The following is a 21686-nucleotide window of genomic DNA, read 5'->3' on the forward strand; positions in this document are numbered from 1 at the left end:
CCCTCAGAATGCGAGGCTGTAGGAGAGCGCCAAGACGTTGACCTGACGTCCACCGCTGTCCTCTCCCGCCGGGGCGTCGAGGAAACTGGAGACGCGACCGGTCCGCACCTGCATCCATTCCGCCTTCAGCATGCTGGTTGCCGAGAGTCTGTAGGCGGTTCCGAGTGCTAGGGACTGCTGGTCCAAGGCGCCGAGCAGATCGGCCCTCAGCGTTTGGATCGCGTTGATGTCATCGGCGTTTGGCAGTGATCCGGGAACCCGCTTGGAGTTGGTGAGGCTCCAGGCATCGGTGATCGGTGCCTCCAGCTGGAGTCCGAGCAGCCAGTCCCGGTTGACTGTGCCCCGGTTATCGACGAATCGCTGATAGATGAAGTCCTGGTCCGAGATGGCTCCGCCAAGCGTGGCGAATCCCGAGAACACCGCTTCACCCTGGACCGGCAGGCTGAAGACCAGGCACGGGAGCAGTGCGAGGGCGAGTCGGCTCGGCGTCGCGTCTGTGCCGGGGGGCGAATCGCGTCTCGCGGGGGTGCGCGTGCCGTTCACTCAGTCGTCCGCCAGTTGCGCGGCGATTTCGGCGAATTCGCCTTCCAATGCCTCGAAGGCATCCACCACCTTCGGGTCGAAATGCTCTCCCCGTCCCTCCCGGATGAAACGCGCGGATTCGGCGTGCGAAAAGGGTCTTTTGTAGGGGCGTGTGGAACGGAGCGCGTCATAGACGTCCGCCACCGCCATGAGCCTCGCGGACAGAGGGATGTCTTCTCCGCGCAGACCATCGGGATAGCCGGTTCCGTTCCAACGCTCATGGTGATGGCGGGTGATCTGGGAGGCATAGATCAGCAGTGGATTGTTTCTACCCATGGATTTGCGTGCCCGCTCCAGGATTTCGTCGCCGCGCGTCGTGTGTGTCTGCATGATGGCGAATTCCTCTGGGGTCAGGCGCCCCGGCTTGAGCAAGATGTGGTCCGGGATGGCGATCTTGCCGATGTCGTGCAGTGGTGCGGTCTGGGTGATTTGATCCAGGCTTTTGGGCGTGAGGCTCTCGGCGTGCAGTCCGTTGGTCAGCATCCAGCCGCCGAGACGCCGGACGTATTCCTGTGTGCGCCGAATATGGTTGCCGGTCTCCTCGTCTCGGAACTCGGCCAGCGAGATCATGACATGGATGGAGGCGGCCTGGAGCTGGACCACCTGGTCGACCTGTCGTGCCACCTCCTGCTGCAGCCAGGCGCTTTGGTCTTCCATGAAATCCCGTGAGCGCTTGATTTCAAGATGCGTTTTGACGCGCGCCAGTACGATCGGCGGGGTGATGGGCTTGTGGATGTAGTCGACCGCGCCGACCTCGAAGCCGATCCGTTCGTCGTCGACATCCATGGCGGCGGTGATGAAAATGACGGGGACGCGCGCGGTACGGGGATTGGTCTTGAGTCGTCGGCAAACCTCGAAGCCACTCATCCCCGGCATCATCACATCGCAGAGGATGATGTCCGGTGGTGCGGTGTCGGCCAGGTCGAGCGCGCGCTGGCCGTTGTTGGCCATCTTGACCCGGTAGTCGGACTTGAGGATCTGTGCCAGCAGGCTGAGATTGGCTGGTGTGTCGTCGACGAGCAGGATGGTGGGGCGGTTAAGGCGTGTCGGCGCCATTGTTCAGATTCGTTCCTCGGTGTCTCGCAATGCCTCGGTGTCCAGCGTTTCTAGCAGATGCAGTGCCTTGTCGAAGTCGTAGTGTTCGACGGCCTGCTCAATGCGTTGCAGGGTCGGGAGGGGGATGATGTGTGCGAGTCTGGATGATTGTTGAGACCAGAGGTCGCAGGCCTCGGCGTCGCCTTCGGCCAGCAGCTGGCGCAGATGGTTGATCTGGGCGGTCAACCCCAGTGCTGTTTCGACCGATGGTGTGGTGGTTGGATTCTCGGATGGATGAGCTGCTTCGCTCAGCTCCGCAATCCTCTCGATCAGAGGGGAAAGGATACGGTCGAGCGATTGCAGTTGGGTATAGGTCGCAAGGTCTTGTCGTCTCGACGATTGTTCCAGGTTTTCCGCAGTCGATGCGACTTCGTCCATGCCGAGCGTGTTGGCCAGTCCCTTCAGGGTGTGGGCGTAACGAACCGCTTCTTCCCAGTCGCCACGGTCCAGGAAACGCCCAAGTTCGATTGAGGCATCCTTGAACTGACGATGGAAACCGCTCAGGAGATTCAGATAGAGGCGCCGATCGCCGGATGTGCTGGCCAGTCCCTGGGCATGGTTCAGGCCGGGAATGGGGGGCAGCGCCTGCTGTGCGGAGCGTGAGGAGGAATCCGGGGTCTCCGGCGCATGAAGGGTCCGCGCGTCTGGGCGGTAGCGCGCGAGAATGGCGTAGAGTTCACGCGGATCGAAGGGCTTGGCCAGATAGCCTTGCATGCCGAGCCCCAGTCCGCGTTCGCGCTCCTCCGGCATGGCGTGCGCCGTCATGGCGATGATGGGCAGATCGACGTAGCGCGGATCGGCGCGCAATCGCGTCGTGGTCTGATAGCCATCGAGGACGGGCATCTGCAGGTCCATCAGCACCAGATCGAAATGGTCCGGCGCTTTGGCATCCAGGCATTCGATCGCTTCCATCCCCTGGTCGGCCACCTCGACCTCGATCCCTTGCGTCTGCATCAGTGCGACGGCAAGTTGCTGATTGAGCGGATTGTCCTCAATCAGCAGCACGCGCATGCCTGTCATGGACATCAGTGAGGTCATCGGCAGCCAGATTTCGTCCGGTTCATCGCCGTCGGTGAGCTGTCTCAGCCGCTCGCACAATACGCGAGGCATGACCGGCTTGGTGATGAAGTCGCTGGCGCCCAGCTGTTCGGCGCGTTCGCGTAGACCGCCAAGATCGTAGGCCGAGACGACCAAGGTGAAGCGCGGTGGCGGGATCTGGCGCTCGCTGAGCCTACGCAGCACGTCGCCGCCGTCCATGCCGGGCATCAGCCAGTCGAGGATGAGCAGTTCGTAGGGATCGTCTTGCGACCAGGCGGCCGTGATGCGCTCCAAGGCGCTGGGGCCGTCGACACAGTCGTCGACGCGCTGGATGCCGAGCGATTCCATCAGACCGCGCAAAACGGTTCGGGACTCGGGGTAGTCGTCCACGACAAGGGTGCGTAGGTTCGTGATCGCGGGTAGGTGCGACTGGGGTCTCGTGTCTCCGGGCGCGCGCGCGAAGGTCAGTTCGAACGCGAAGGTCGAGCCTTGGCCCGGTGTGCTGCTGACCTCAATGTGTCCGCCCATCATTTCGATCAGACGCTGCGAGATGACCAATCCCAGTCCGGTGCCTCCGTACTGGCGTGTGGTTGATCCGTCCGCTTGAATGAATTCCCCAAAGACGCGATCCATCTGCTCGCTCGTCATGCCGATACCTGTGTCCTCGACGGCGACATGCAGCGTCACGCCGTCGGCGTCCTCGCTGACCCATTCGAGTGTGAGTCGGACGTGACCCGAGTGGGTGAACTTGACCGCGTTCGACAGGAGGTTGGTCAGAACCTGGCGCAGCCTCAGTGAATCCCCGATCAGTTCGCCGCCCTGTCGGATCGTCCAGAGACCTCGGGCATCGAACAGCAGCTCGATCTGTTTTTCCTGTGCGCGCTGCTGAACCAGCAGCAACGCCTCGCCGATGACCTGTTCGAGCTGTAAGGGACCGAGATCCAACTCCAAGCGCCCGGCCTCGATCTTGGAGGAATCCAGGATATCGTTGAGGATGCCAAGCAGCGATTTGGCCGCTCCTCGGGCCTTGGTCAGATAGTCGCGCTGCTGAGGTGTGAGCGGTGTGCCGAGGGCCAGATAGAGCATGCCGATCACCGCGTTCATGGGGGTGCGGATCTCGTGGCTCATGTTGGCAAGGAATCGGCTTTTGGCCAGCGTTGCCGCCTCGGCGTGCTTTTTGGCCGACTCAAGCGCGTGCTGCACCGCCTCGCGCTGATTGAGATCCGCTGACATCGCGCGCGCCATCTCGTCGAGAATGCGTCCGAGCACCTCCAGCTCCTCGACACCGCCCATGGTCCCGACCCGCGTCTCATAACGACCCTCGGCCAGTTCTCCTGCGACCGAGCGCAGTTGCTGCACGGGGCGCAGCACGTAGCGGTTGAGTCCCAGCAGCCCGATGGCGCTCAGGACGATCATGGCCAGGAAGCCAACCACCGAGGCGATGATCCAGTCTCGCATATGCGATCGGGCGCTGAGCAGCTCGGCGCCGGTGCGCTGGTCGACCAGGGCCATCAGCTCCTCGATCGACTCCGAAAGCTGCAGGCGGCGCCGGTTGTAGGTTCGGCTGTTGATCAGTTCGCGGGCGAAGGTGCGGTTGGGCACGCCGTCCGAGACGAATGCGCGCGTCTTGGGGTCGTAGAGTCCTTGGGTGGCGGCGAAGGCGATTTGCTCGATCTGCTTGAGTGCCTCGTTCGCCGCGAAGACCTGTTCGAGTGCGGTCAGCTCGCGCGCGTTGAATCCGAGCGAGCGCATGCGCTCGCCCATGGATTGGCGACGCCCCTTGTCCGCGACGGCATAGGAGCGATCGCCCGCAATCACCTGCTCCCAATGGATGGCCGGATTCGGCACATCCAGCGCGGGCTTGTCGCCCTCGCGGATGCCCAGGATGTCGTAGTAATAGAGCAAAAAGCGCGATTCGCCCGAATTGGCGTAGAGGCCGACAAGGCGTGCCAGCAGCTCGGATTCCTGGCGCAGCTGTTCGACCAGTCTCAAGGCGTTTTGGCGCTGCTCCTGGGTCTGTTCGAGGCGTGCGTTGGCCTTCCACACCAGCAGACTGACGCTGCCGCTGAGGCCGAGCGCCAGGAGAAAGACGCCGGAAAAAAAGATCGAAAGGCGACTCAATCTCATCGGGCGGTTCCGGCGTACGAACAGGGGGCGCGAGACGGGCTGGGCTCAGCCCATGAGGCCAAGGCGTCGCAGATAGGGATTCAGTGCCTCCAAGAACGCCTCGGGGGTCTCCTCGTGAGGCATATGACCGCATTCCGGGATGACGGCCAGCTCCGCCTGGGGCAGTCGGGCCGCGAGCCGACGGCTCTCTTCCGCTGGGACGGCCCGGTCGTGATCTCCGGTGACGACCAGTGTCGGGATTGCGATTTCCGGCAGTCGCGGGTCGAGGTCGAGCTTGTGGCTGGCGAGGAAGAGCTCGAAGAACGCTTGGCCCCAGGGGCCTTGCATGAAGTCGGCCCGGTAGGCGGCGAGATCCGCCTCGGGGAAGCCTTCGGGCCCGTGCCAGAACTTTTTCAGGGCTGGATCGTAGAGTCGGCCGATGAGAAAGCGCATGAAGCGCCAGAACAGCGGCTTAAGTGCGCGCATGCCCACGAGTACCGGTTTGGGAACCTCGCTCGTCGCATAGCCGCTGAAGATCATGGCGCCGACCAGCACCAGTCCCTCGACCCGCTCCGGGTGGCGCAGCGCGGTGAGGACCGACACCGTTCCTCCGGTCGAGTGACCGATCAGGATGGCCTTCTCGAAACCGAGCGCGGTGATTAGATCCGCGACCAGATCGGCCTGTGATTCGGCGGCGTAGGGCGAGGGGCCCTTGCCGCGCGGAAGCGGGCGTGAGGTGCGGCCGCAGACTGGGCGGTCGAAGGCGACCAGGGTCGCCGTCTCGGCCAAGGGGGCGATGATGTGCCTCCAGGATCTGAGACTGAGAAAGCTGCCGTGCAGCAGCAGGATAAGCCGTGGGCCGGATCCGAGCCGCTTGTAATGGAGCTGGAAGTCGCCAACTTCGACGAAGTGGCTTTCTGCGTTGGCGAATGGGTCGTTCGCTATTGGGGTTTTGTGCATTGGATTCGGGGTGTCTGTCATGGCGTCACGGGCGTCGAGAGTGCGAGGGGCGGACAGTTTACAGGTTTGGACCGAGCGTTCGGCGTGCAACGGTGCGCTGCCACCCGGGAAGTCGCTCAGGAGATCTCACTGTATCCCGGTTGTGTTATTGACCATACCCCCAGTTATTACGGATGCAATTCTCGTAGACGACGTCGTAAACTCGTTGTGGATCTCGCATGGCGCTCTGGCTCAGCACGGCGCCGGTTGCCGCCCCCGCGACGCCACCCGCTCCCCGGTAATCGCGGCGGTAACCGGTATAGGGATAGCCGCCATGATGCCAGTGATAGCGGCGACCCGGCGGGTAGCGCGGCTCCACGTCGTAGGACAGCGCGCTGCCGATGGCGACCCCGGCCGCAATGCCGATCAGCGTATATCCCACCTCGCGGTTGATGTTCGAGCGTCTGGCTTGTTCGGCCAGGCGATAGGCCTGGCCTCGGCACTTGCTATCCAGTTCCCAGGATACCCCGTCGGAACCACCGACCGGGGCCGGATAGCTTGGCATCATAGGGGGCGGTTGCAAGCTGGAGCAACCGGCTACGCTGGCCAAGGTCATTGCTGCGAGCGGCGTCAGGATCAGGATGCGCTGAGAGAGGGATCGGCTCATCGCGGCTGAGACTCCGTGCGGTTGGTTGGCGACGGGTGAGGAGAGGCGACACAAGGTGCAGCCGTCGGTCGGCGTGTCGCATCGCGCTTTTTGCTCCGAAGTATCATGCGCCCAGTCTGCCGTGACGGCAAAGGCGCAGGCTTCGATTTGATCGATCTCAGAATGATTTGCACAGCGGTTCGTCTTTAGGGATGAGGGCCGCGATTCGCTGTTGTTGGACATCATGACAAGGGAGGGTGTCTCGGTATGGATGATAAGACCTCGATAATCGGGGAAGCGCAGACCTTACAGGGTTGGTCCGTCGATCTGCGGGCGATTGCCGAGTCTTCGCTGGAATTGCTTCCCGATGACCTTCGCCTTGATGACATCTTGGATCGGGAAGAGGCGCAGCAATTTCAGGACGCCTTCGCGGCGGCGACCGACGTCGCTTCGATCATCACCTACCCCGATGGTCGGCCCTTTACGCGGCCGAGCAATTTCTGTCGGTTATGCGCTGAGCTCATTCGTAAGTCCGATATCGGTTTCGCCAACTGCATGCGCTCGGATGCGCTGTTTGGTTCTGCCAATGGCGAGGAGCCGATCATTTGGCAGTGTCTGAGCGGTGGGCTGACGGATGCAGGATGTCGCATCATGCTGGGGCAGAGGCATGTCGGAACCTGGTTGATCGGGCAGGTGATCTGTGGGCCCGTCGACGAGGACGAGGCGATGCGTTATGCCGAGACGATCGGAGTGGATGTGACCGAATACAAGGCCGCGCTCGACCAGGTGACTCGGATGTCGCCCGATCGGTTCGAGCGCATTGTCAGGGCACTCACGCTGATTGCTGGGCGGCTTTCGAATGCCGCGCTCAAGAACCTGATCCTGGCGCGTCAGGTGGATCAGCTGAGTATCGCCGAACAGCGGCTGCATCAGTTGGCCCTCAACGATCCGCTCACTGGTCTGCCGAATCGAGCGTTGGCCAACGACCGACTCAGTCAGGCGATCGCCCAGGCACGGCGAGCCAATGCCAGGGCCGCATTGCTGTTCGTGGACCTGGATCAGTTCAAGCAGGTCAATGACACGCGAGGCCATTCGGCCGGCGATGCGCTGCTGTGCGAGGCGGCCGAGCGACTGCGCGCCTGCTGCCGCGCCGGGGATACGGTGGCTCGTTTGGGCGGCGACGAGTTCATGATCCTGCTGCCGATGCAATCGTCTCCCGAGACTTCGGAGTGCATCGCGCGCAAGGTCGTCGAGCGTCTATCCGCGCCATTCAGCGTGGATGGCCATCTTCATCATGTCACGGCCAGTGTCGGTATCGCCCTCTATCCGGACGATGGGCTCAGCGGTGAGCGTTTGCTGTCCTGCGCCGATGTCGCCATGTACCGAGTCAAGGCCGAAGGTCGCAACGGGTTTTTGCGTTTCAGTCCGGACATGAACTCCAGGGCCTTGAGACACGCCAGTCTGGAGGATGGTTTGGGCCTGGCCTTGGAGCGGTGCGAACTCATCCTGGAATACCAGCCCATTCATCGTTTTGGTGCGCGGGCTCCTGTTGGGATCGAGGCATTGCCGCGCTGGAAACATCCGACGCTTGGGATCTGTCTGCCGGGCGAGTTTATTCCGCTTGCGGAAGAGACGGGGGCCATCGTGGCCATCGGGAATTGGGTTCTGGAACAGGCCTGTCTGGAGGCGATGGCTTGGCCGAGTTTGGCGGACGCGCCGTTCGTCTCCGTCAATCTCTCGGTCATCCATCTGAACGACTCGGGTTTTTTCGACGCGCTCGAGGGTATCCTGGATCGAACCCAGCTGCCGCCCGAGCGGCTCTGTCTCGAATTCACCGAGGACATCATGACCGGATCCAAGCACGGTGGTGTCGATTCGATCGAGCGTTTGCGCGCGATGGGCGTTTCGATCGCCATCGATCATTTCGGCGCCGGCAGCGCTGCCTTGAGTCAGCTCAGACATTTGCCGATCAACCTCCTGAAGGTCGATTCGGTTTTCATTCGCGACCTGCCCGAGAGTCCCGTCGATCAGCAACTGGTGAGCGCGATTGCGACCATGGGACGCAATCTCGGGATCCAGGTCGTGGGTCAGTGTGTCGAAACCCAGGCTCAGGCGGACTGTGTCGAATCCTGCGGCTGCGAGTGCCTTCAGGGCTATTGGAAGAGCCGACCGATCGGTGCGACCGATTTGGGGAGCTATCTGCAAGGGTGACCCGAAGGGCTCCATCGGCCTGTCCTGACGCTGGCCTGACAGCACCTTGGGTGCGATGCATGCGTGCATAGGTCACGTCGGCGTTTACCAGACCAATTCGATCAGCGGGTATTCCCAGGACTGGCAACGACAGGCGTCGCGGTACTCGCGTTTGCCGTCGTCGGTTCGGCGTTGCAATAGCGCGAGAACCCGAACCTCTTTGATCTCTTCCGTGCGAGGCAGCCATTCGGCCGATGCCTGTTTCGACAGGCGGGCCACAGGTTTGCCGTGGCGGTCGTGCAGCATCATGTAGGGATGCTCGGCATACGGTTGAAGCCAGTCGCCACTCGCGAGTGCGGTCAGTTGGGCATGGACGGGGGCGTTCTCTGGATGGCGTCCGGCATAGCCGATGTCGATGTCTGCCGGGGATAGCAGTCGATAGCGCCGTCGGATCGTCGACTCGAGGGGCCGCTCGATCGCGACCTGGGTCCTGATGAGCCAGTCCCCGGCGAACAGGCTCGGATCCGGATTGTCTCCGCTTGGAATGCGTCCCAGCGTTAGAGTCGCGCCCGCCCGCGTCATGCCGACATAGAAAAGCCGCCGCTCCGCTTCGCCGATGGCATGGCCGGACCAGTTGCCGTCGGCGATCAGCACATGAGGGAATTCGAGCCCTTTGGCCGCGTGCAGGGTCGAGAGCATCACGCCACTGCCGAGTGAGCGCTCGCGCCGCTGCTCGGCGAGTGTTTCGTAGATGAATTCGGCGATCTGGGCGCCCGGCATGGGGATCCCGCCAGACTCCAGTCGCCAGTCCGCAATCAGCCCGCGCAGAAGACCGTGCCAGGGCGTTGCGCCATCCCGCAGCCAGTCCTCGAGCGTATCGATCGTCAGTCGTGCGCGTGCCTGTTTCTTGAGCCGATCCAGGAACGCGGCGATCTCGCGGATCCGGTGTAGGGGCGGCAGCTCCTGGCGCCACGCGATGGGGATGCCGGCCTCCTCGCAGAGCGCGCGGACGGGGTGCAGCGTTTCGTGGCGGAAGGCCAGGACCGCGAAGTCCGACCAGTCGGCATCGTCGAGCGCGCGCAGATGCTGGATGCGCTCGACCAGCGCGCCGGCCTGGCTTGCGGCGTCCTCCAGTTCCAGCACCTCGACCCGACCGCGTCCGTGCGGGTCGAGCGTCTCCCAGCGTCCGCCGGCCGGATCATGCGTGCGCTGGCGGTCGATGCGGATCGCCTGGTCGGTCTTCATGCGGTCGCGGTTGTGTGCGATCAGCGCGTTGGCGGCGGCGACGATGTGATGGGTCGAGCGGTAATTCTCGACCAGATGGTGGATCTGGGCGTCGTAGTCCTCCTGGAAGCGACGGATGAAGGCGACATCGGTGCCACGGAAGGCATAAATGTTCTGGTCGTCGTCGCCGACCGCGAGCAGGGTCAGTCGTGCGTGTTCCGGGTCCGATCGCCGCGCCGAATCGGTTCGGGTGTCCTGAGACCGTCCGGCGATGGCCGCGACCATGCGGTATTGGGCGGCGTCGATGTCCTGGTACTCGTCGACCAGGATGTGGCGATAACCGGCAAGCAGGCGTTCGCGCAGTCCGTCGGGCTCGATTCCGGGCAGATCGGCATGCCCTTCGAGCAGGGCGATCGCCTCGTCGATCACCTGGCCGAAGTCCATCTGTTGGCCGTTGCCCTGTTCGCGCGTTGCGAAAGAGGCGCCGGTGAGACGCATGGCGAAGCCGTGATAGGTCTGGATGGTGACGCCGCGCGCGTCCTCGCCGGCGAGTGCGGCGAGCCGGCGCCTGAGCTCCAGCGCGGCACTGCGGTTGTAGCAGAGGATGAGGATGGCGCGCGGGTCGACCCGTCTGACCCGCAGCAGATAGGCGCAGCGGTGAACGATGACACGGGTCTTGCCCGATCCGGGGCCGGCCAGCACCAGCCGGTTGCCTTCGTCCGGCGCGGCGACGATCTCGATCTGGTTCGGGTTGTCCAAGCTGTCGACGATGCGCCGGAACGACTCGGCCGTGGTCGCGCGCTCCAGCACCTCGCGCTGGTCGGGGAAGTAGCGCTGGACGAAGGTCTCCTTGTCCAGGGTGAAATAGGCGCTGACGAAGGCGATGGCCTGGTGGATTTTCTTCAGCCCGAGCCGGGCATAGCGGTCCATGACGTGGATCTGGAACACCCGTTCGCTGTAATGGGTCGCGAGCGGTGCATAGTTCCCCTTGGAATAGGGTCGCCCCTTCGACTCCGGCAGGATGCGGATGCTCATGGCCTGGCGGAAGACCGCAATGCCCTGTTGCAGCACGATGGCGCGGTGCTCGTGCAGAAACAGCAGTCCGCGCTCGATGGCGGCGAGCGGATCATTCACGGCACCGGTCATGCTCAGGTCTCGCTTGAGCGCATCGGTCAGCTCGTCCGTGCCGAAACTGACCAGCAGCTCGGCGCTGGGCGAGGCATCGGTGGGCACCTTGTCCAGCAGGGTTTGGAGGACGACCGTCGCCACCGCCTGGCGCCGTTGTGCCGTTTCGTCCAGCTTGGCCCAGGAGCGATGCAGCCGCGCCCGATAGTGGTCGCGGTCCTGCTGGCGAAACTCCAGGCTGGAGTGGCTGCCGGCCAGACCCCGTCCGTCGCGGGCGAGTCCGGCGAGCAGGTTGCGTAGCGTTTCGGGGTTGCTCTCGACCCCCTGATCGCGCAGGCGCTGGTTGAGCTGGCGCAGCGAGAGCGGATACCAATTGCGGTCGTCGGCGTCCGGTGCCTCCTCGCGCAGCGCGGCCAGCATGGCGTGCTCGATCGCGCAGACCCGCTCCAGGGTCGGCATGGACGCCTGGGCGACCTTGTAGCGCAGGAAGGCGCTGAGCTGCGGACCCTGGTGCAGCAGTCCGGCGCTGGCCATGTCGTGCAGGGTACGCATCACGCGCTGACCGGCGGTCTCGCCCTTGTCCCACGGTGGCGGATCGCCCGTCGGTGGGCGGAAGACGGCGAGCAGCGCCAGCTCGTCGGCGGTCAGTCCCTCGTCCGGGTCGCAGTTCATCAGTGCTTCGAGCACGGCGAGCCAGCGTCGTTGCTGTTCGGCCGAGAGCCCGAGTGGGGCGATGCGCTTGCGTGCCTCGTCAAGGTCCTTGACGGCGGGTCGGCCCTGGAAGATGCGGGTGCGGTTCTCGTTGCGCTCGACGAATCCGGCGCGCTCCAGCCAGGCGACCGCGATTTTGACGCGGGTGTCGGCGTTGGTGTCGTCGGCCTCGAACCCGACCCGAAGCTCACCGTCGCGCAAGAGTTCGCCGCTGGTGACCACGATCTGGTCGTCCTTGTCGCGTCGTGCGCGGCGCAGCCCGCGCAGAATCTCGGCGATGTCGGCACGGGTCAGCTCGGAGCGCGATTCCATACCGAACTGTTCCTCGATGTCCTGCTCGTCGTAGAGCAGGATGCAGCGCGCGGGCTGGCGGTCGCGGCCTGCGCGTCCGGCCTCCTGGACATAGTTCTCCAGCGAGCCCGGTATGTCGACATGCACCACCAGGCGGACGTTGTCCTTATCGACCCCCATGCCGAAGGCGTTGGTGGCGCAGATCACCTGTAGCTCGCCGGCGACGAAGGCGTCTTGAATGCGGCGCTTCTCGGGTGCCTGTAGCCCGGCATGGAAGCCCTCGGCGCGCCAGCCCTGGGCCTTGAGGTAGGTGGCCAGATCCTCGACCCGGCGTCGGCGCGCCGCATAGACCACGGCTGCGCCGTCCGCGTCGAGATGCGCTTCCAGCACGGATTGAAGCCGTGCCTCCTTCTCCTGACGACGGGTCAGCAACACCTCGAAGTCGAGGTTGGGGCGTTCCTCCCAGCCCTGGAAGAGGTGCAGCTCGACCCCGAGCTCCTTGTGAAAGTGTTCACGTATCTCCTGGATCACTTCGGTCTTGGCGGTGGCGGTGAAGCAGGCGATCGGTGGCACGGGTACGCCCTGGCGCTTGGCCAGCTCGCGGATGAAACGGGCGGCATAGAGATAGTCGGGACGGAAGTCGTGGCCCCATTTTGAGAAACAATGCGCCTCGTCGAACACCCAGGCACCGATCTCGCGGCTCTCCAGCACCTGACGGAATGAGGCGTTGCGCAGTTGCTCGGGTGAGACATAGAGGATGGCGATGTCGCCGAGACGCACCCGCTCCAGCACGTCGCCACGCTCGGGCGGGGTCAGCATGCCGTAGATGGCCGCTGCGCCCGTGGTGCCGGTCTTGGCGGCGAGATTGTCGACCTGGTCCTTCATGAGCGCCTGGAGCGGCGAAATCACCAGGGTCAGGACCCCGCGTCGCTGATGGCGCACCAAGGCCGGCACCTGGAAACAGAGTGATTTTCCGCCCCCGGTCGGCAGGATGGCGAGCTGCGAGCCATCGCCCATGCCGTGGGCGACGATGGCCTCCTGGAGCGAGTTGCCGTCCTCGGTCGCGGGCTGCTCTCTGAAGTGCTCGAAGCCGAAGAAGCGACGGAGCTGGGTGCGCGGGTCGTGGATCTCGCGGCACCAGGCACAGTCGGGCGAGGCGCAGGGGACGTCGCGTAGTGCATGCAGCAGCTCGACCGTCGCGGGGAAGCGATGGCGGACCCAGGGCGGCAGGACCGAGCGGGCGCTCGCGACCTGAAGCCAGGCGGTGGCGTAGGCGACCACCGGTCGCAGTTGTGGATCGGTGAAATATCTCAGGGCCAAGGAACGGGCGACGCTGCTGCAGGTCCGATTCGCCCAGCGTTCTTGCACCCGATCGAGCGCCTTGGGGACGTCGGGCAATTCGGCGCCGAGCGCGCCCAGGATGATCGAGATGCCGCTGCCGCCGCGCGGTGCCGATTCCAGGTCGAGCGCGCCGCGAAAACAGAATCGATAGAGTCCGAGCAGATCGGCGTCGGCCGCCGAGCGTCGGGCCAGCTCCTCCCATTGTTCGGCGAAGATCTGGGCCGCGAGGTGGCAGTCGGCCAGCGGGTCTGACACCGTTGCTCGCACCAGCTTGTAGTCTTTCACCAGACGGTGATAGGGGTTCTCGGGAAAGACCAGAGGTGACAGAAAGAGCGTGTCGACGACCGGGCGGTCGAGCAGCTTGAGTGCGGGCGCGAGCGCGCGCAGTCGGTGGAGATCGTGTCCAAGCAGGTTGTGGCCGAGCGCCAGCTCGGCATCGGCGGCAAAGGCGTCCAGTTCCTGCAGGGCGCGATGCGGATCCGTTCCGACCTGGCGGTAGAAGGTGCGATCAGCCTGGACGGCCCCGATCTTGTGAATCTCGCCGTTCGGTCCCGTTTCCAGGTCGAGCAGCAGACAGCGATTGAGCAGATCCTTGAAACGCGCATCCATTCCAGTGATTATCCATCGCATTTGGCCGCTGGGTCATTACGCGAATCAGGTCATTGAGTCATGGAAAACGTGCAGCAGTTCACGACATCGACATTGCGTACCGCCTGGGCGGCCCAGGCGCGCATGCATCCCCTGACCAGCATCGGCTTGGGCGTCGCCGTGCTGGTCGTCGTGGCGATGCTGCTCTTGAGTGTCTGGCAGGTTCTCATGGGCCAGGCGGATGTCGCGTTGCGTCTGGCCATGTTTGGCGGTTTCGCGGCGTTCGCGACGACGGCGCTGGGGGCTGTACCCGCCGTCGGTCTGCACGGACTGAACCAGCGTCTGGAGGACAGCATGCTCGGCATGGCCGCCGGCATGATGCTGGCCGCCAGTTCCTTCTCGCTCATCTTGCCCGGCCTCGAATCGGGGACGACGCTGACCGGCAGCGATGCACTGGGGGCCGCGACCGTGGTGCTTGGCATGACGCTTGGTGTGCTGCTGATGCTCGGGCTGGATCGATTCACCCCGCACGCGCATGTCCAGACCGGCCCCTGCGGTCCGGCCAGCGATCGGGTGGGGCGGCTGTGGCTGTTCGTCTTCGCCATCGCGCTTCACAACCTGCCCGAGGGTATGGCCATCGGTGTGTCCTTCTCGCAGGGCGACATGGCCGTGGGGCTACCGCTCACCACCGCGATCGCCCTGCAGGACATGCCCGAGGGGCTGGCCGTCGCCATGGCGTTGCGCGCCATCGGTCTGTCGCCCTGGCGCGCGGTGCTGCTCGCCGCCGCGACCGGTCTGATGGAGCCGCTCGGTGCGTTGCTTGGTGTGGGGCTGACCAGCGGGTTGGCGCTGGCCTACCCTGTCGGATTGGGACTTGCCGCCGGAGCCATGATCTTCGTCGTCTCGCATGAGGTGATCCCTGAGACCCATCGCAATGGCCACCAGACCCCGGCCACGCTCGGGCTTATGGTCGGGTTTGCCTTGATGATGGTGCTGGATACGGCCCTGGGGTGAGTCGTCAACCGATGGTGTCGGGTCCGGTCGTGCAGGCACTCGTCGCCCTGCAGTATTGCTGGTCGGGACCATGCCTGGATGACGGCGAATGCGGGGTTCATCTTTCGTTCAGCGTTGAACGCCTATCCTTGACGCCACTACGAAGATGAACCCCATCGGGAGTTGCCGACATGCATATTTTGACCAGAAGTCTCTTGATCGTGACCCTTGGCGCGGCCATTGCCGCCCCGGCGCAGGCGCGTCCGCACAGAGGGGGCGTTTACGATCGCATGGATCATCAGGTGCGTATCATGGAGCGCGGTATCGAATCGGGCGCCTTGACCAAGCGGGAGGTGAAAATCCTGCGTCGGGAGCAATACAAGATTCGCGACTTGGCCAAGGATCTGCGGGCCGAGGGCTATTCTTCGCACAAACGTCGACGCATTTTGGATCGGCGTCTGGACCGGGCCGAGGATCATATCCGCGCTTTCATGCACAACGACGCGCGCCGTTACCGCCAGGATCGGCGTCATGGCCCGTCGTCGCGCCAACGGGACAATGATGGGCACCGTTACTGGTGATCTCGGATCGCCGGCCGGACCGCGAGAGTTCGGTCCGGCTCGGGGATGGACGGATCCATCGAGAGAGCGGAGGGGTCAGAATGGGTTGTAATGGGCGTGTTCGGTGAAGTCCATGTAGCCGGCGCTCACGCCTTGACGCCAACCGGCACCGAAACGAATGGGGGCGATGACGATGTCGCCCGATTGCAGATAGTTCACCCCGACCCCGCCGATCAGGTAGAGACTGCCCTCGACGCCGGGAAAGCGTTGGAACAGCTGTTGCTCGCTGGGTAGGTGATAGATGAGCACAAAGACCTTGGAGACGTTCAATCCCAGGTCCAGCCCGATCGAGGGTCCCTGCCAGAACACCTGGCGCTGGCCGCCATTCTTCATGTTGAGGACGCCCTTGCCATAGCGGACGCCGACGGCGAGCGCTGCTCCGATCTCGTCTCCGGCGATGAAGGCGTTGGGTTCGCCCTGCTCCTCGAAGACCTTCTGGACGACCTTGCCGAGATTCTCCGCGCCCTGGCCGAAGAAGACTTCCAGTTGGGCGAGGATCTCATCGCGCTTATAGGTATCCTCTGCACTGCACGGCTGGACGGCCCAGAACAGGAGCGTCAATAGGACGGCGAGATATCTGGTCATGCGCGGCTCTCCGCTGTCTGTACGGTCCAGGAAATCATGTGGTTTTCGTGTCTTCGTGCTCTTTGTCTTCTGGTGTGCGCGTTCGTTCCTGTTCCACCGTCCTCTCGCGGTTGCGCGCCCGGTCGAGCGCCTTACGTTGCTGTAGATAGAAGCCAAGCACCACGGCGACGATCAGGATGAGCTCAATCGCCTTTCCAGTTCCGGTATCCATGTCGTTTCTCCGGTGAGCGGGTGATGGGGTGAGTCCGGAATGCGGCTCCCAAGGGCTTCCAGGTTTAGACGAGCGCCTCGGTCTCGTCGATCCGTATCCGCCCGGCTCGCAGCAGCGGCTCGATCTCTTCGGGGGTCAGCGGCCAGGCGAAGAGATAGCCCTGGGCGACATTGCAGCCGTGATCGATGAGAAAACGACGTTGGGCTTGCGTTTCAACACCCTCGGCGATGATGTGGATGCCGAGATTCGATCCCAACCCGATGATCGCCTTGACGATGGCGGCACCCTGACTATGCCCGTTGAGTTTGCCATCGATTTCGGTGAGGAAGGAGCGGTCGATCTTGATCGCCTGCATCGGCAGTCGGTTCAGATAGTTCAGCGAGGCGTAGCCGGTCCCGAAATCGTCGATCGAGAGCGTGAAACCGCAGGACCGCAGCTGGGACAGTATGGTGACGGCCTGGTCGATCGAGCGCATGGCGGCACTCTCGGTGATCTCGAATTCCAGTTGTGCCGGGTCGACCTGGCTGGCGGCCATAATGTCTTGGATACGGTGGGTCAGATCTTCCTGGTAGAGCTCGTTCGCCGACAGGTTGACTGCGATGGGTACGATGGGGACGCCCTCGGCTTTCCAGCGCTGAATTTGCTGGCAGGCCTCGCGCAGAACGAGTGGGCCGAGATCGAGGATGAGTCCGGTCGACTCGGCGATCGGAATGAACTGTGAGGGTGAGACCAATCCGCGCTCGGGATGGCGCCAGCGCGCTAGCGCTTCCATGCTGAGGATCTTGCCGGTGGTGATGTCGACTCTGGGTTGGTACTGGAGCACCAATTCGCCGCGTTCGAGTCCGATCCGTAGGGCCTGTTCCAAATGGAACTGCTCCAGGAGGCGCCGGTTCAGCACTGGGGTGAAGAAGCGGTAGAGTCTGCGTCCCTCGCCCTTGGCGATGTGCAGCGCGGCATCTGCGTGACCGATGAGCGCGTCCGTGGTTTGGGCGTCCTCGGGATAGAGCGAGATCCCGGTGCATGCCGTGATGCGCACGGTGTTGGCGCCCAGTTTGATCGGCTCGTCGAGGAGGGCGTTGACCTGTTCGGCCAGTCTGACCGAATCCTGAACCTGGCCTAGATGCCCCGCCAGCAGGAAGAAGTTGTCACCCCCGAAGCGGGCCAGCGTGTCGTCCTCGCCGAGCAGTGTCTGGAGGCGTCGGGCCACCTCGCGCAGCAGACCGTCGCCCGAGGCGTGGCCGAGCGTGTCGTTGATGAACTTGAGTTTGTCGAGGTCGATCGAGAGCAGGGCGAGCCCGTGACCGTTGCGTCGTCCGGCGGCCAGGGCGCGGTCGATCCGCTCGCGCATCAGGGTGCGGTTGGGCAGACCGGTCAGCGGGTCGTAATGGATGAGATAGGCGAGCTGTTCCGTAAGCGTTTTCTTGTCGCTGATGTCCTCGGCCAGCTTGACGAAATGCGAGATGATCCCGTTGTCGTTGCGCAGCGGGGTGATGAGGGCCTGCTCCCAATAGAGTTCGCCCGATTTTTTGCGGTGCTGGAGTTCGCCCTGCCAGCTATTGCCTCGCATCAGCCGGAGCCAGATCTTGCGGATGTACTGAGACGGTGTCGTATCGCTCTTGAGTACATTCAGGTGCTGTCCGCAGATCTCCTGATGGCTGTAGCCGGTGACGTCGCAGAACCGCTGATTGACGTACTCGATGTCTCCGTGTGGGTCGGTGATGAGAACGATGCTGGGACTCTGCTTGACGACCAGCTCCAGGCGCTCGAGTTCGCACGCACGTGCCTTCTGCTCGGTGATGTCGATCAGCCCGCCGTAGAGTCGGGCGACTCGGGGAGCGATGGATTCTTGAATGCACTCGGTGGTGCAGCGGACCCAGAGCAGCGATCCGTCCTTGTGGCGAAGGCGTAGCTCGCAGCTCGATGTCTCTCCGGGCGGGAGCGTGGTGATGTGCGCGTCGAATCGGCCCTGATCCTCGGCAAGGACCAGGAAGCGCCAGCTGCCCCGAGACAGCACCTCGTTGGCGTCGTGTCCGGTGAGGCTCAGGATGGAGTCGGTGATCCATTCGATCCGATGGCCTTGCCCCTCCCTATCCAGACAGGAGTAGGCGACATTGCTCATGATCGAGGTCACCTGGCGGTAGCGGGCCTCGCTAGCGCGCAGTTCCTGTCCGGTCCGTTGGCGTACCAGCAGGTTGGCGATGTTCTCGCCGATCAGGCGTAGCGTTCGGATCTCGTGCGCGTTCCAGGCACGGGGTGAGGTGGCGGCGTTCAGCACAAGCGCCCCCATGACCTGGCCGTCGCCGATCAGAGGGAGGGAGAGACGCGTTTGAACGCGCTGGTGTCGCGAGTGGCCCTCGGTTTCGGGTGGGAGCAGCGCGCTGTCTGGGATATGTACATGGTCTGTGCGATCGATGCGCGCCGACCACCAGGGGAATTCGGTGGCGGGGATGCATGCCTGGCCATGGCTGCATGGCGTGTCGTCTTCAATCCAGGAATGGGTCGGTTCGAAGACGGAGCCTTGCGCCTGGAGTCTGTAGAGATTGCAGCAGTCGGTCTTGAAGAAGCGTCCAACCCGTTTGAGTGCTTGGACGATGACCTCATCGAGCTCCGTCTGGCGGCTGTTGACGAAGAGCGACGAGATGTCCGCCAACAGGCGCTGTGTGTCGAGTTGGGCGATGCGCTCGGTCTGATCGACGATGGTGCAGACGAATTCAGACTCTTTCGATTCCGATCCCGGAAGATGGATCAGCATCAGGTCGGCGATCAGCGTGCCCCGGTCCGCGCCGCGTAGCGAGACCTCGGGGCAGATCGCCTTGCCATTGGCCTGGGCCTTGAGCAGGGCTCTCTCCAAAACCGGGACATGGTGGTCGGTGGCGAGATGGCTGAAGAGTTGCCGGTTCATGGCCAGAAGAGCGTTCGCGGCCGCGTTGGCGTCCGTGATGTGTCCGCACCAGGAGACGAGCAGTGCCGGAAGCGGTAGCTCATAGTAGAGACGGACGAAGCGGGCTAGCGCCAATTCGTTCATCTCATGGCTTTCGCGTAGCGCGTCCTGTTGGACTAGGAGTTCGGCGTGATAGACATGAAGCTCTTCCAGCAGCGTTTGCAGACTGAGGTCGCCCCGGTCGTAGTCGGCGATGGTATCGTCAAACCGGTGGTCGCGCAGAATCTGCCGTGCCTGCTCGCGCAGGCTGCTCAATTCCACCCTGTCTTTCTTGTTCATATCAACATGCCAATCTGCTACTGCAATCCTAAGGGTGCCTGACTCAGGGTCCGATTCTCGCCGACCTGGATCCTCGGGTCATCCGAGGTTTGTCTGTCCCCTCGCGCGGGTCTCTTCGGTACTCCTCATGGTTGCTGGTTTCGGGTCTGTCGCCTTCATTGCGCGGGAATCGGGCATGATTGCGACATGGGCGCGACATCGGCAAGCTTGCGCTCGGGCGGGAGGGGGCGTCCGGTTGGGATGGCGGTGCGCGGGCGCGAGTCGGTGGGCATCGCGAGGGAAGGGACCCTGAACGGTCGCGTGAGGCCGGCTCAACCTGAATCCGTTGCCGTGGTGATGCGGCTTGGTGCTCCCTCGCGCCGAGCCGGATGCTACCGGATGATCGGGTCGGAGAGAAGCGTCGGCTTCACGCGCGTTTCGTCACGATCCCTCTCGATAATGGCGCACGGGCATCGCCGCTGCCCTTCGGATGTCCGGTGCGCTTGACCGCTATCCGTCTCTGATCGGCGCGGCCCTGTTCCAGGACCTTTCGCTCGGCTCGATTGCCCTGGTATGGTCGCCTCGGGCGACGATTCTGCAATCGCCAAGGTCTTTTGGCGGCGCTTTGGTTTAGACTGCCTAAGTTTGCATCCGAGCCCATGTTGGAGGCCCTATTTTATGCACCGCACCAGCGGCATCTTGCTCCATCCGACATCGCTTCCCGGCCCCTACGGAATCGGCGACCTGGGTCCTTCGGCCTACGGCTTCATCGATTTCCTGGTTCGGGCAGGACAGGGGCTGTGGCAAATGCTACCGCTCGGTCCGACCGGTTATCGGGATTCGCCCTATCAGTGCACTTCGGCCTTTGCGGGCAATCCGCTTCTTATCAGTCCGGATCTGTTGGTGCGGGCAGGTTGGCTGAACGACGCTGAGTTGGAGGTGCCCGAGTTCTCGGTCGACCAGGTGGATTTTGGCGGTGTCGGGGCGTGGAAATGGAGGCTTCTGGAACGGGCGATGGACGGCTTCAATGCCCATGCCTCCGAGTTCGATCGCGAGCAGTATCGCCGTTTTTGCGATGAGCATCGTTCCTGGCTCGATGACTATGCGCTCTACCAGGCGCTCAAGACGCACAATGAACAGCGTCCCTGGACCGAGTGGGCGGTGGGATTCAGTCTGCGTGATCCGGAGGTTCTCTCCAAGTGGTCGGGCGATCACGGTGCGGAGCTTGACTTCCAGCGTTTCGTCCAGTTCGTGTTCTACCGTCAGTGGGCGGAGCTACGCGCCTATGCCAGAACGCGCGGTGTTCACCTGATCGGCGATATGCCGATCTTTGTGGCGCACGATTCGAGCGAGGTGTGGACCCATCCCGAATGGTTCGAATTGGACGCCGAGGGTCAGCCCACGGTGATCGCCGGGGTTCCTCCCGACTATTTCAGCAGCACCGGGCAGCGCTGGGGAAATCCGCTCTATCGTTGGTCGGTACTCGCAGACGATCATTATGGATTCTGGGTCGAGCGTGTGCGGCGCGCGCTGGAATTGGTCGACCTGGTTCGGATCGACCACTTCCGAGGGTTTGCGGCCTACTGGGAGATCCCTGCCAGCGAAGAGACCGCGATCAATGGGCATTGGGTGCCCGGACCTGGAATGGATCTCTTCAATGCCCTGCGCGCGAGCTTGGGACAGGATCTGCCGTTGATTGCCGAGGACCTTGGGATCATCACCGAGGACGTCGAGGCGTTGCGGGATCAGCTCGATCTGCCCGGCATGGCCGTGCTGCAGTTCGGTTTCGAGGATCTCGCCGATGGTTGCGGGCGTTCCTCCTTCCTGCCGCACAACCACCGGCGTCAGCTCGCGGTGTACACCGGCACCCATGACAACAACACCTTGCTCGGCTGGTGGGCCGATCGTGACGAGACCACGCGGCACTTCTCGCGGCTTTATCTCGGCGCCGATGGCCGCGAGGCCAATTGGGACTTCATGCGTTCCGCGCTGTCCTCCGTGGCGAATCTGGCCCTGTTCCCGATGCAGGATGTGCTTGGGTTGGGCGCCGAGGCCTGCATGAATCGCCCGGGCACGGAGGAAGGCAACTGGATTTGGCGCTATCGTGAGGAGATGCTCGACGAATCGATGGCGAACCGGCTGCGCGAGCTGTGTCGGCTCTACGGTCGGTGGCCCTATCCCGTAGAGTGAGCCTCAATCTTG

13 protein-coding genes are annotated in these 21686 nt (G+C 63.4%); 4 read left to right on the forward strand and 9 right to left on the reverse strand.

Annotation, left to right across the window (positions count from 1 at the left end; all coding sequences use genetic code 11):
- Positions 1 to 3: 3 nt before the first annotated feature.
- The 5 genes from THIDRDRAFT_RS18645 to THIDRDRAFT_RS18665 all read right to left on the reverse strand — a co-directional run bounded on the left by THIDRDRAFT_RS18645 (position 4) and on the right by THIDRDRAFT_RS18665 (position 6652).
- Positions 4 to 543, reverse strand: coding sequence for a hypothetical protein (locus THIDRDRAFT_RS18645; RefSeq protein ID WP_007042464.1), 540 nt, complete (start codon positions 541 to 543; stop codon positions 4 to 6).
- Entirely contained in the window at positions 544 to 1638 is a 1095-nt protein-coding gene (locus THIDRDRAFT_RS18650) for a response regulator (protein ID WP_007042465.1), read from the reverse strand.
- A gap of 3 nt (positions 1639 to 1641) precedes the next feature.
- Complete coding sequence (locus THIDRDRAFT_RS18655) at positions 1642 to 4842, reverse strand: hybrid sensor histidine kinase/response regulator (RefSeq protein ID WP_007042466.1); 3201 nt, start codon at positions 4840 to 4842, stop codon at positions 1642 to 1644.
- Positions 4843 to 4887: 45 nt separating this feature from the next.
- Positions 4888 to 5781, reverse strand: coding sequence for an alpha/beta hydrolase (locus tag THIDRDRAFT_RS18660; RefSeq protein ID WP_040845420.1), 894 nt, complete (start codon positions 5779 to 5781; stop codon positions 4888 to 4890).
- A gap of 145 nt (positions 5782 to 5926) precedes the next feature.
- Positions 5927 to 6652, reverse strand: a complete 726-nt coding sequence (locus tag THIDRDRAFT_RS18665) for a hypothetical protein (protein ID WP_040845422.1) — start codon at positions 6650 to 6652, stop codon at positions 5927 to 5929.
- Between the two features lie 21 nt (positions 6653 to 6673).
- Between THIDRDRAFT_RS18665 and THIDRDRAFT_RS18670 the strand changes: the two genes are divergently transcribed.
- Complete coding sequence (locus THIDRDRAFT_RS18670) at positions 6674 to 8617, forward strand: EAL domain-containing protein (protein ID WP_007042469.1); 1944 nt, start codon at positions 6674 to 6676, stop codon at positions 8615 to 8617.
- An 84-nt stretch (positions 8618 to 8701) separates the two neighbouring features.
- On the opposite strand, the gene THIDRDRAFT_RS18675 is transcribed toward THIDRDRAFT_RS18670, so the two are convergent.
- Positions 8702 to 13897, reverse strand: a complete 5196-nt coding sequence (locus THIDRDRAFT_RS18675) for a RecQ family ATP-dependent DNA helicase (RefSeq protein WP_007042470.1) — start codon at positions 13895 to 13897, stop codon at positions 8702 to 8704.
- A gap of 60 nt (positions 13898 to 13957) precedes the next feature.
- On the opposite strand from THIDRDRAFT_RS18675, the gene THIDRDRAFT_RS18680 reads away from it, so the two are divergent.
- A complete protein-coding gene (locus tag THIDRDRAFT_RS18680) occupies positions 13958 to 14890 on the forward strand; it encodes a ZIP family metal transporter (protein WP_007042471.1) in 933 nt (310 codons plus the stop codon).
- Positions 14891 to 15060: 170 nt separating this feature from the next.
- On the forward strand, positions 15061 to 15450 hold the full coding sequence (locus THIDRDRAFT_RS18685; RefSeq protein ID WP_007042472.1) for a hypothetical protein: 390 nt from the start codon (positions 15061 to 15063) through the stop codon (positions 15448 to 15450).
- 75 nt (positions 15451 to 15525) lie between these two features.
- Here the strand turns inward: THIDRDRAFT_RS18685 and THIDRDRAFT_RS18690 are convergent, their stop codons facing one another.
- The 3 genes from THIDRDRAFT_RS18690 to THIDRDRAFT_RS18695 form a co-directional block, all read right to left on the reverse strand.
- Entirely contained in the window at positions 15526 to 16074 is a 549-nt protein-coding gene (locus THIDRDRAFT_RS18690; protein ID WP_007042473.1) for a DUF1134 domain-containing protein, read from the reverse strand.
- 34 nt (positions 16075 to 16108) lie between these two features.
- A complete protein-coding gene (locus tag THIDRDRAFT_RS26245) occupies positions 16109 to 16285 on the reverse strand; it encodes a hypothetical protein (RefSeq protein WP_007042474.1) in 177 nt (58 codons plus the stop codon).
- A gap of 64 nt (positions 16286 to 16349) precedes the next feature.
- The gene (locus THIDRDRAFT_RS18695) at positions 16350 to 19505 is read right to left on the reverse strand and encodes a bifunctional diguanylate cyclase/phosphodiesterase (RefSeq protein ID WP_007042475.1); all 3156 of its coding nucleotides are present in this window, start codon (positions 19503 to 19505) and stop codon (positions 16350 to 16352) included.
- Positions 19506 to 20162: 657 nt separating this feature from the next.
- On the opposite strand from THIDRDRAFT_RS18695, the gene malQ reads away from it, so the two are divergent.
- Positions 20163 to 21674 (forward strand): 4-alpha-glucanotransferase, encoded by a 1512-nt coding sequence (gene malQ / locus THIDRDRAFT_RS18700; protein ID WP_007042476.1) that lies wholly within the window; start codon positions 20163 to 20165, stop codon positions 21672 to 21674.
- The last annotated feature ends 12 nt before the right edge of the window (positions 21675 to 21686 follow it).

Origin of the sequence: Thiorhodococcus drewsii AZ1, from assembly GCF_000224065.1 — a bacterium.
GTDB classification, from domain to species: Bacteria; Pseudomonadota; Gammaproteobacteria; order Chromatiales; family Chromatiaceae; genus Imhoffiella; species Imhoffiella drewsii.

Coding starts and splice junctions, on each gene's coding strand:
- THIDRDRAFT_RS18650 (WP_007042465.1), bottom strand. CDS start 1,638: ATGGCGCCGACACGCCTTAACCGCCCCACCATCCTGCTCGTCGACGAC.
- THIDRDRAFT_RS18655 (WP_007042466.1), bottom strand. CDS start 4,842: ATGAGATTGAGTCGCCTTTCGATCTTTTTTTCCGGCGTCTTTCTCCTG.
- THIDRDRAFT_RS18660 (WP_040845420.1), bottom strand. CDS start 5,781: ATGCACAAAACCCCAATAGCGAACGACCCATTCGCCAACGCAGAAAGC.
- THIDRDRAFT_RS18665 (WP_040845422.1), bottom strand. CDS start 6,652: ATGATGTCCAACAACAGCGAATCGCGGCCCTCATCCCTAAAGACGAAC.
- THIDRDRAFT_RS18670 (WP_007042469.1), top strand. CDS start 6,674: ATGGATGATAAGACCTCGATAATCGGGGAAGCGCAGACCTTACAGGGT.
- THIDRDRAFT_RS18675 (WP_007042470.1), bottom strand. CDS start 13,897: ATGGATGCGCGTTTCAAGGATCTGCTCAATCGCTGTCTGCTGCTCGAC.
- THIDRDRAFT_RS18680 (WP_007042471.1), top strand. CDS start 13,958: ATGGAAAACGTGCAGCAGTTCACGACATCGACATTGCGTACCGCCTGG.
- THIDRDRAFT_RS18685 (WP_007042472.1), top strand. CDS start 15,061: ATGCATATTTTGACCAGAAGTCTCTTGATCGTGACCCTTGGCGCGGCC.
- THIDRDRAFT_RS18690 (WP_007042473.1), bottom strand. CDS start 16,074: ATGACCAGATATCTCGCCGTCCTATTGACGCTCCTGTTCTGGGCCGTC.
- THIDRDRAFT_RS26245 (WP_007042474.1), bottom strand. CDS start 16,285: ATGGATACCGGAACTGGAAAGGCGATTGAGCTCATCCTGATCGTCGCC.
- THIDRDRAFT_RS18695 (WP_007042475.1), bottom strand. CDS start 19,505: ATGAACAAGAAAGACAGGGTGGAATTGAGCAGCCTGCGCGAGCAGGCA.
- malQ (WP_007042476.1), top strand. CDS start 20,163: ATGCACCGCACCAGCGGCATCTTGCTCCATCCGACATCGCTTCCCGGC.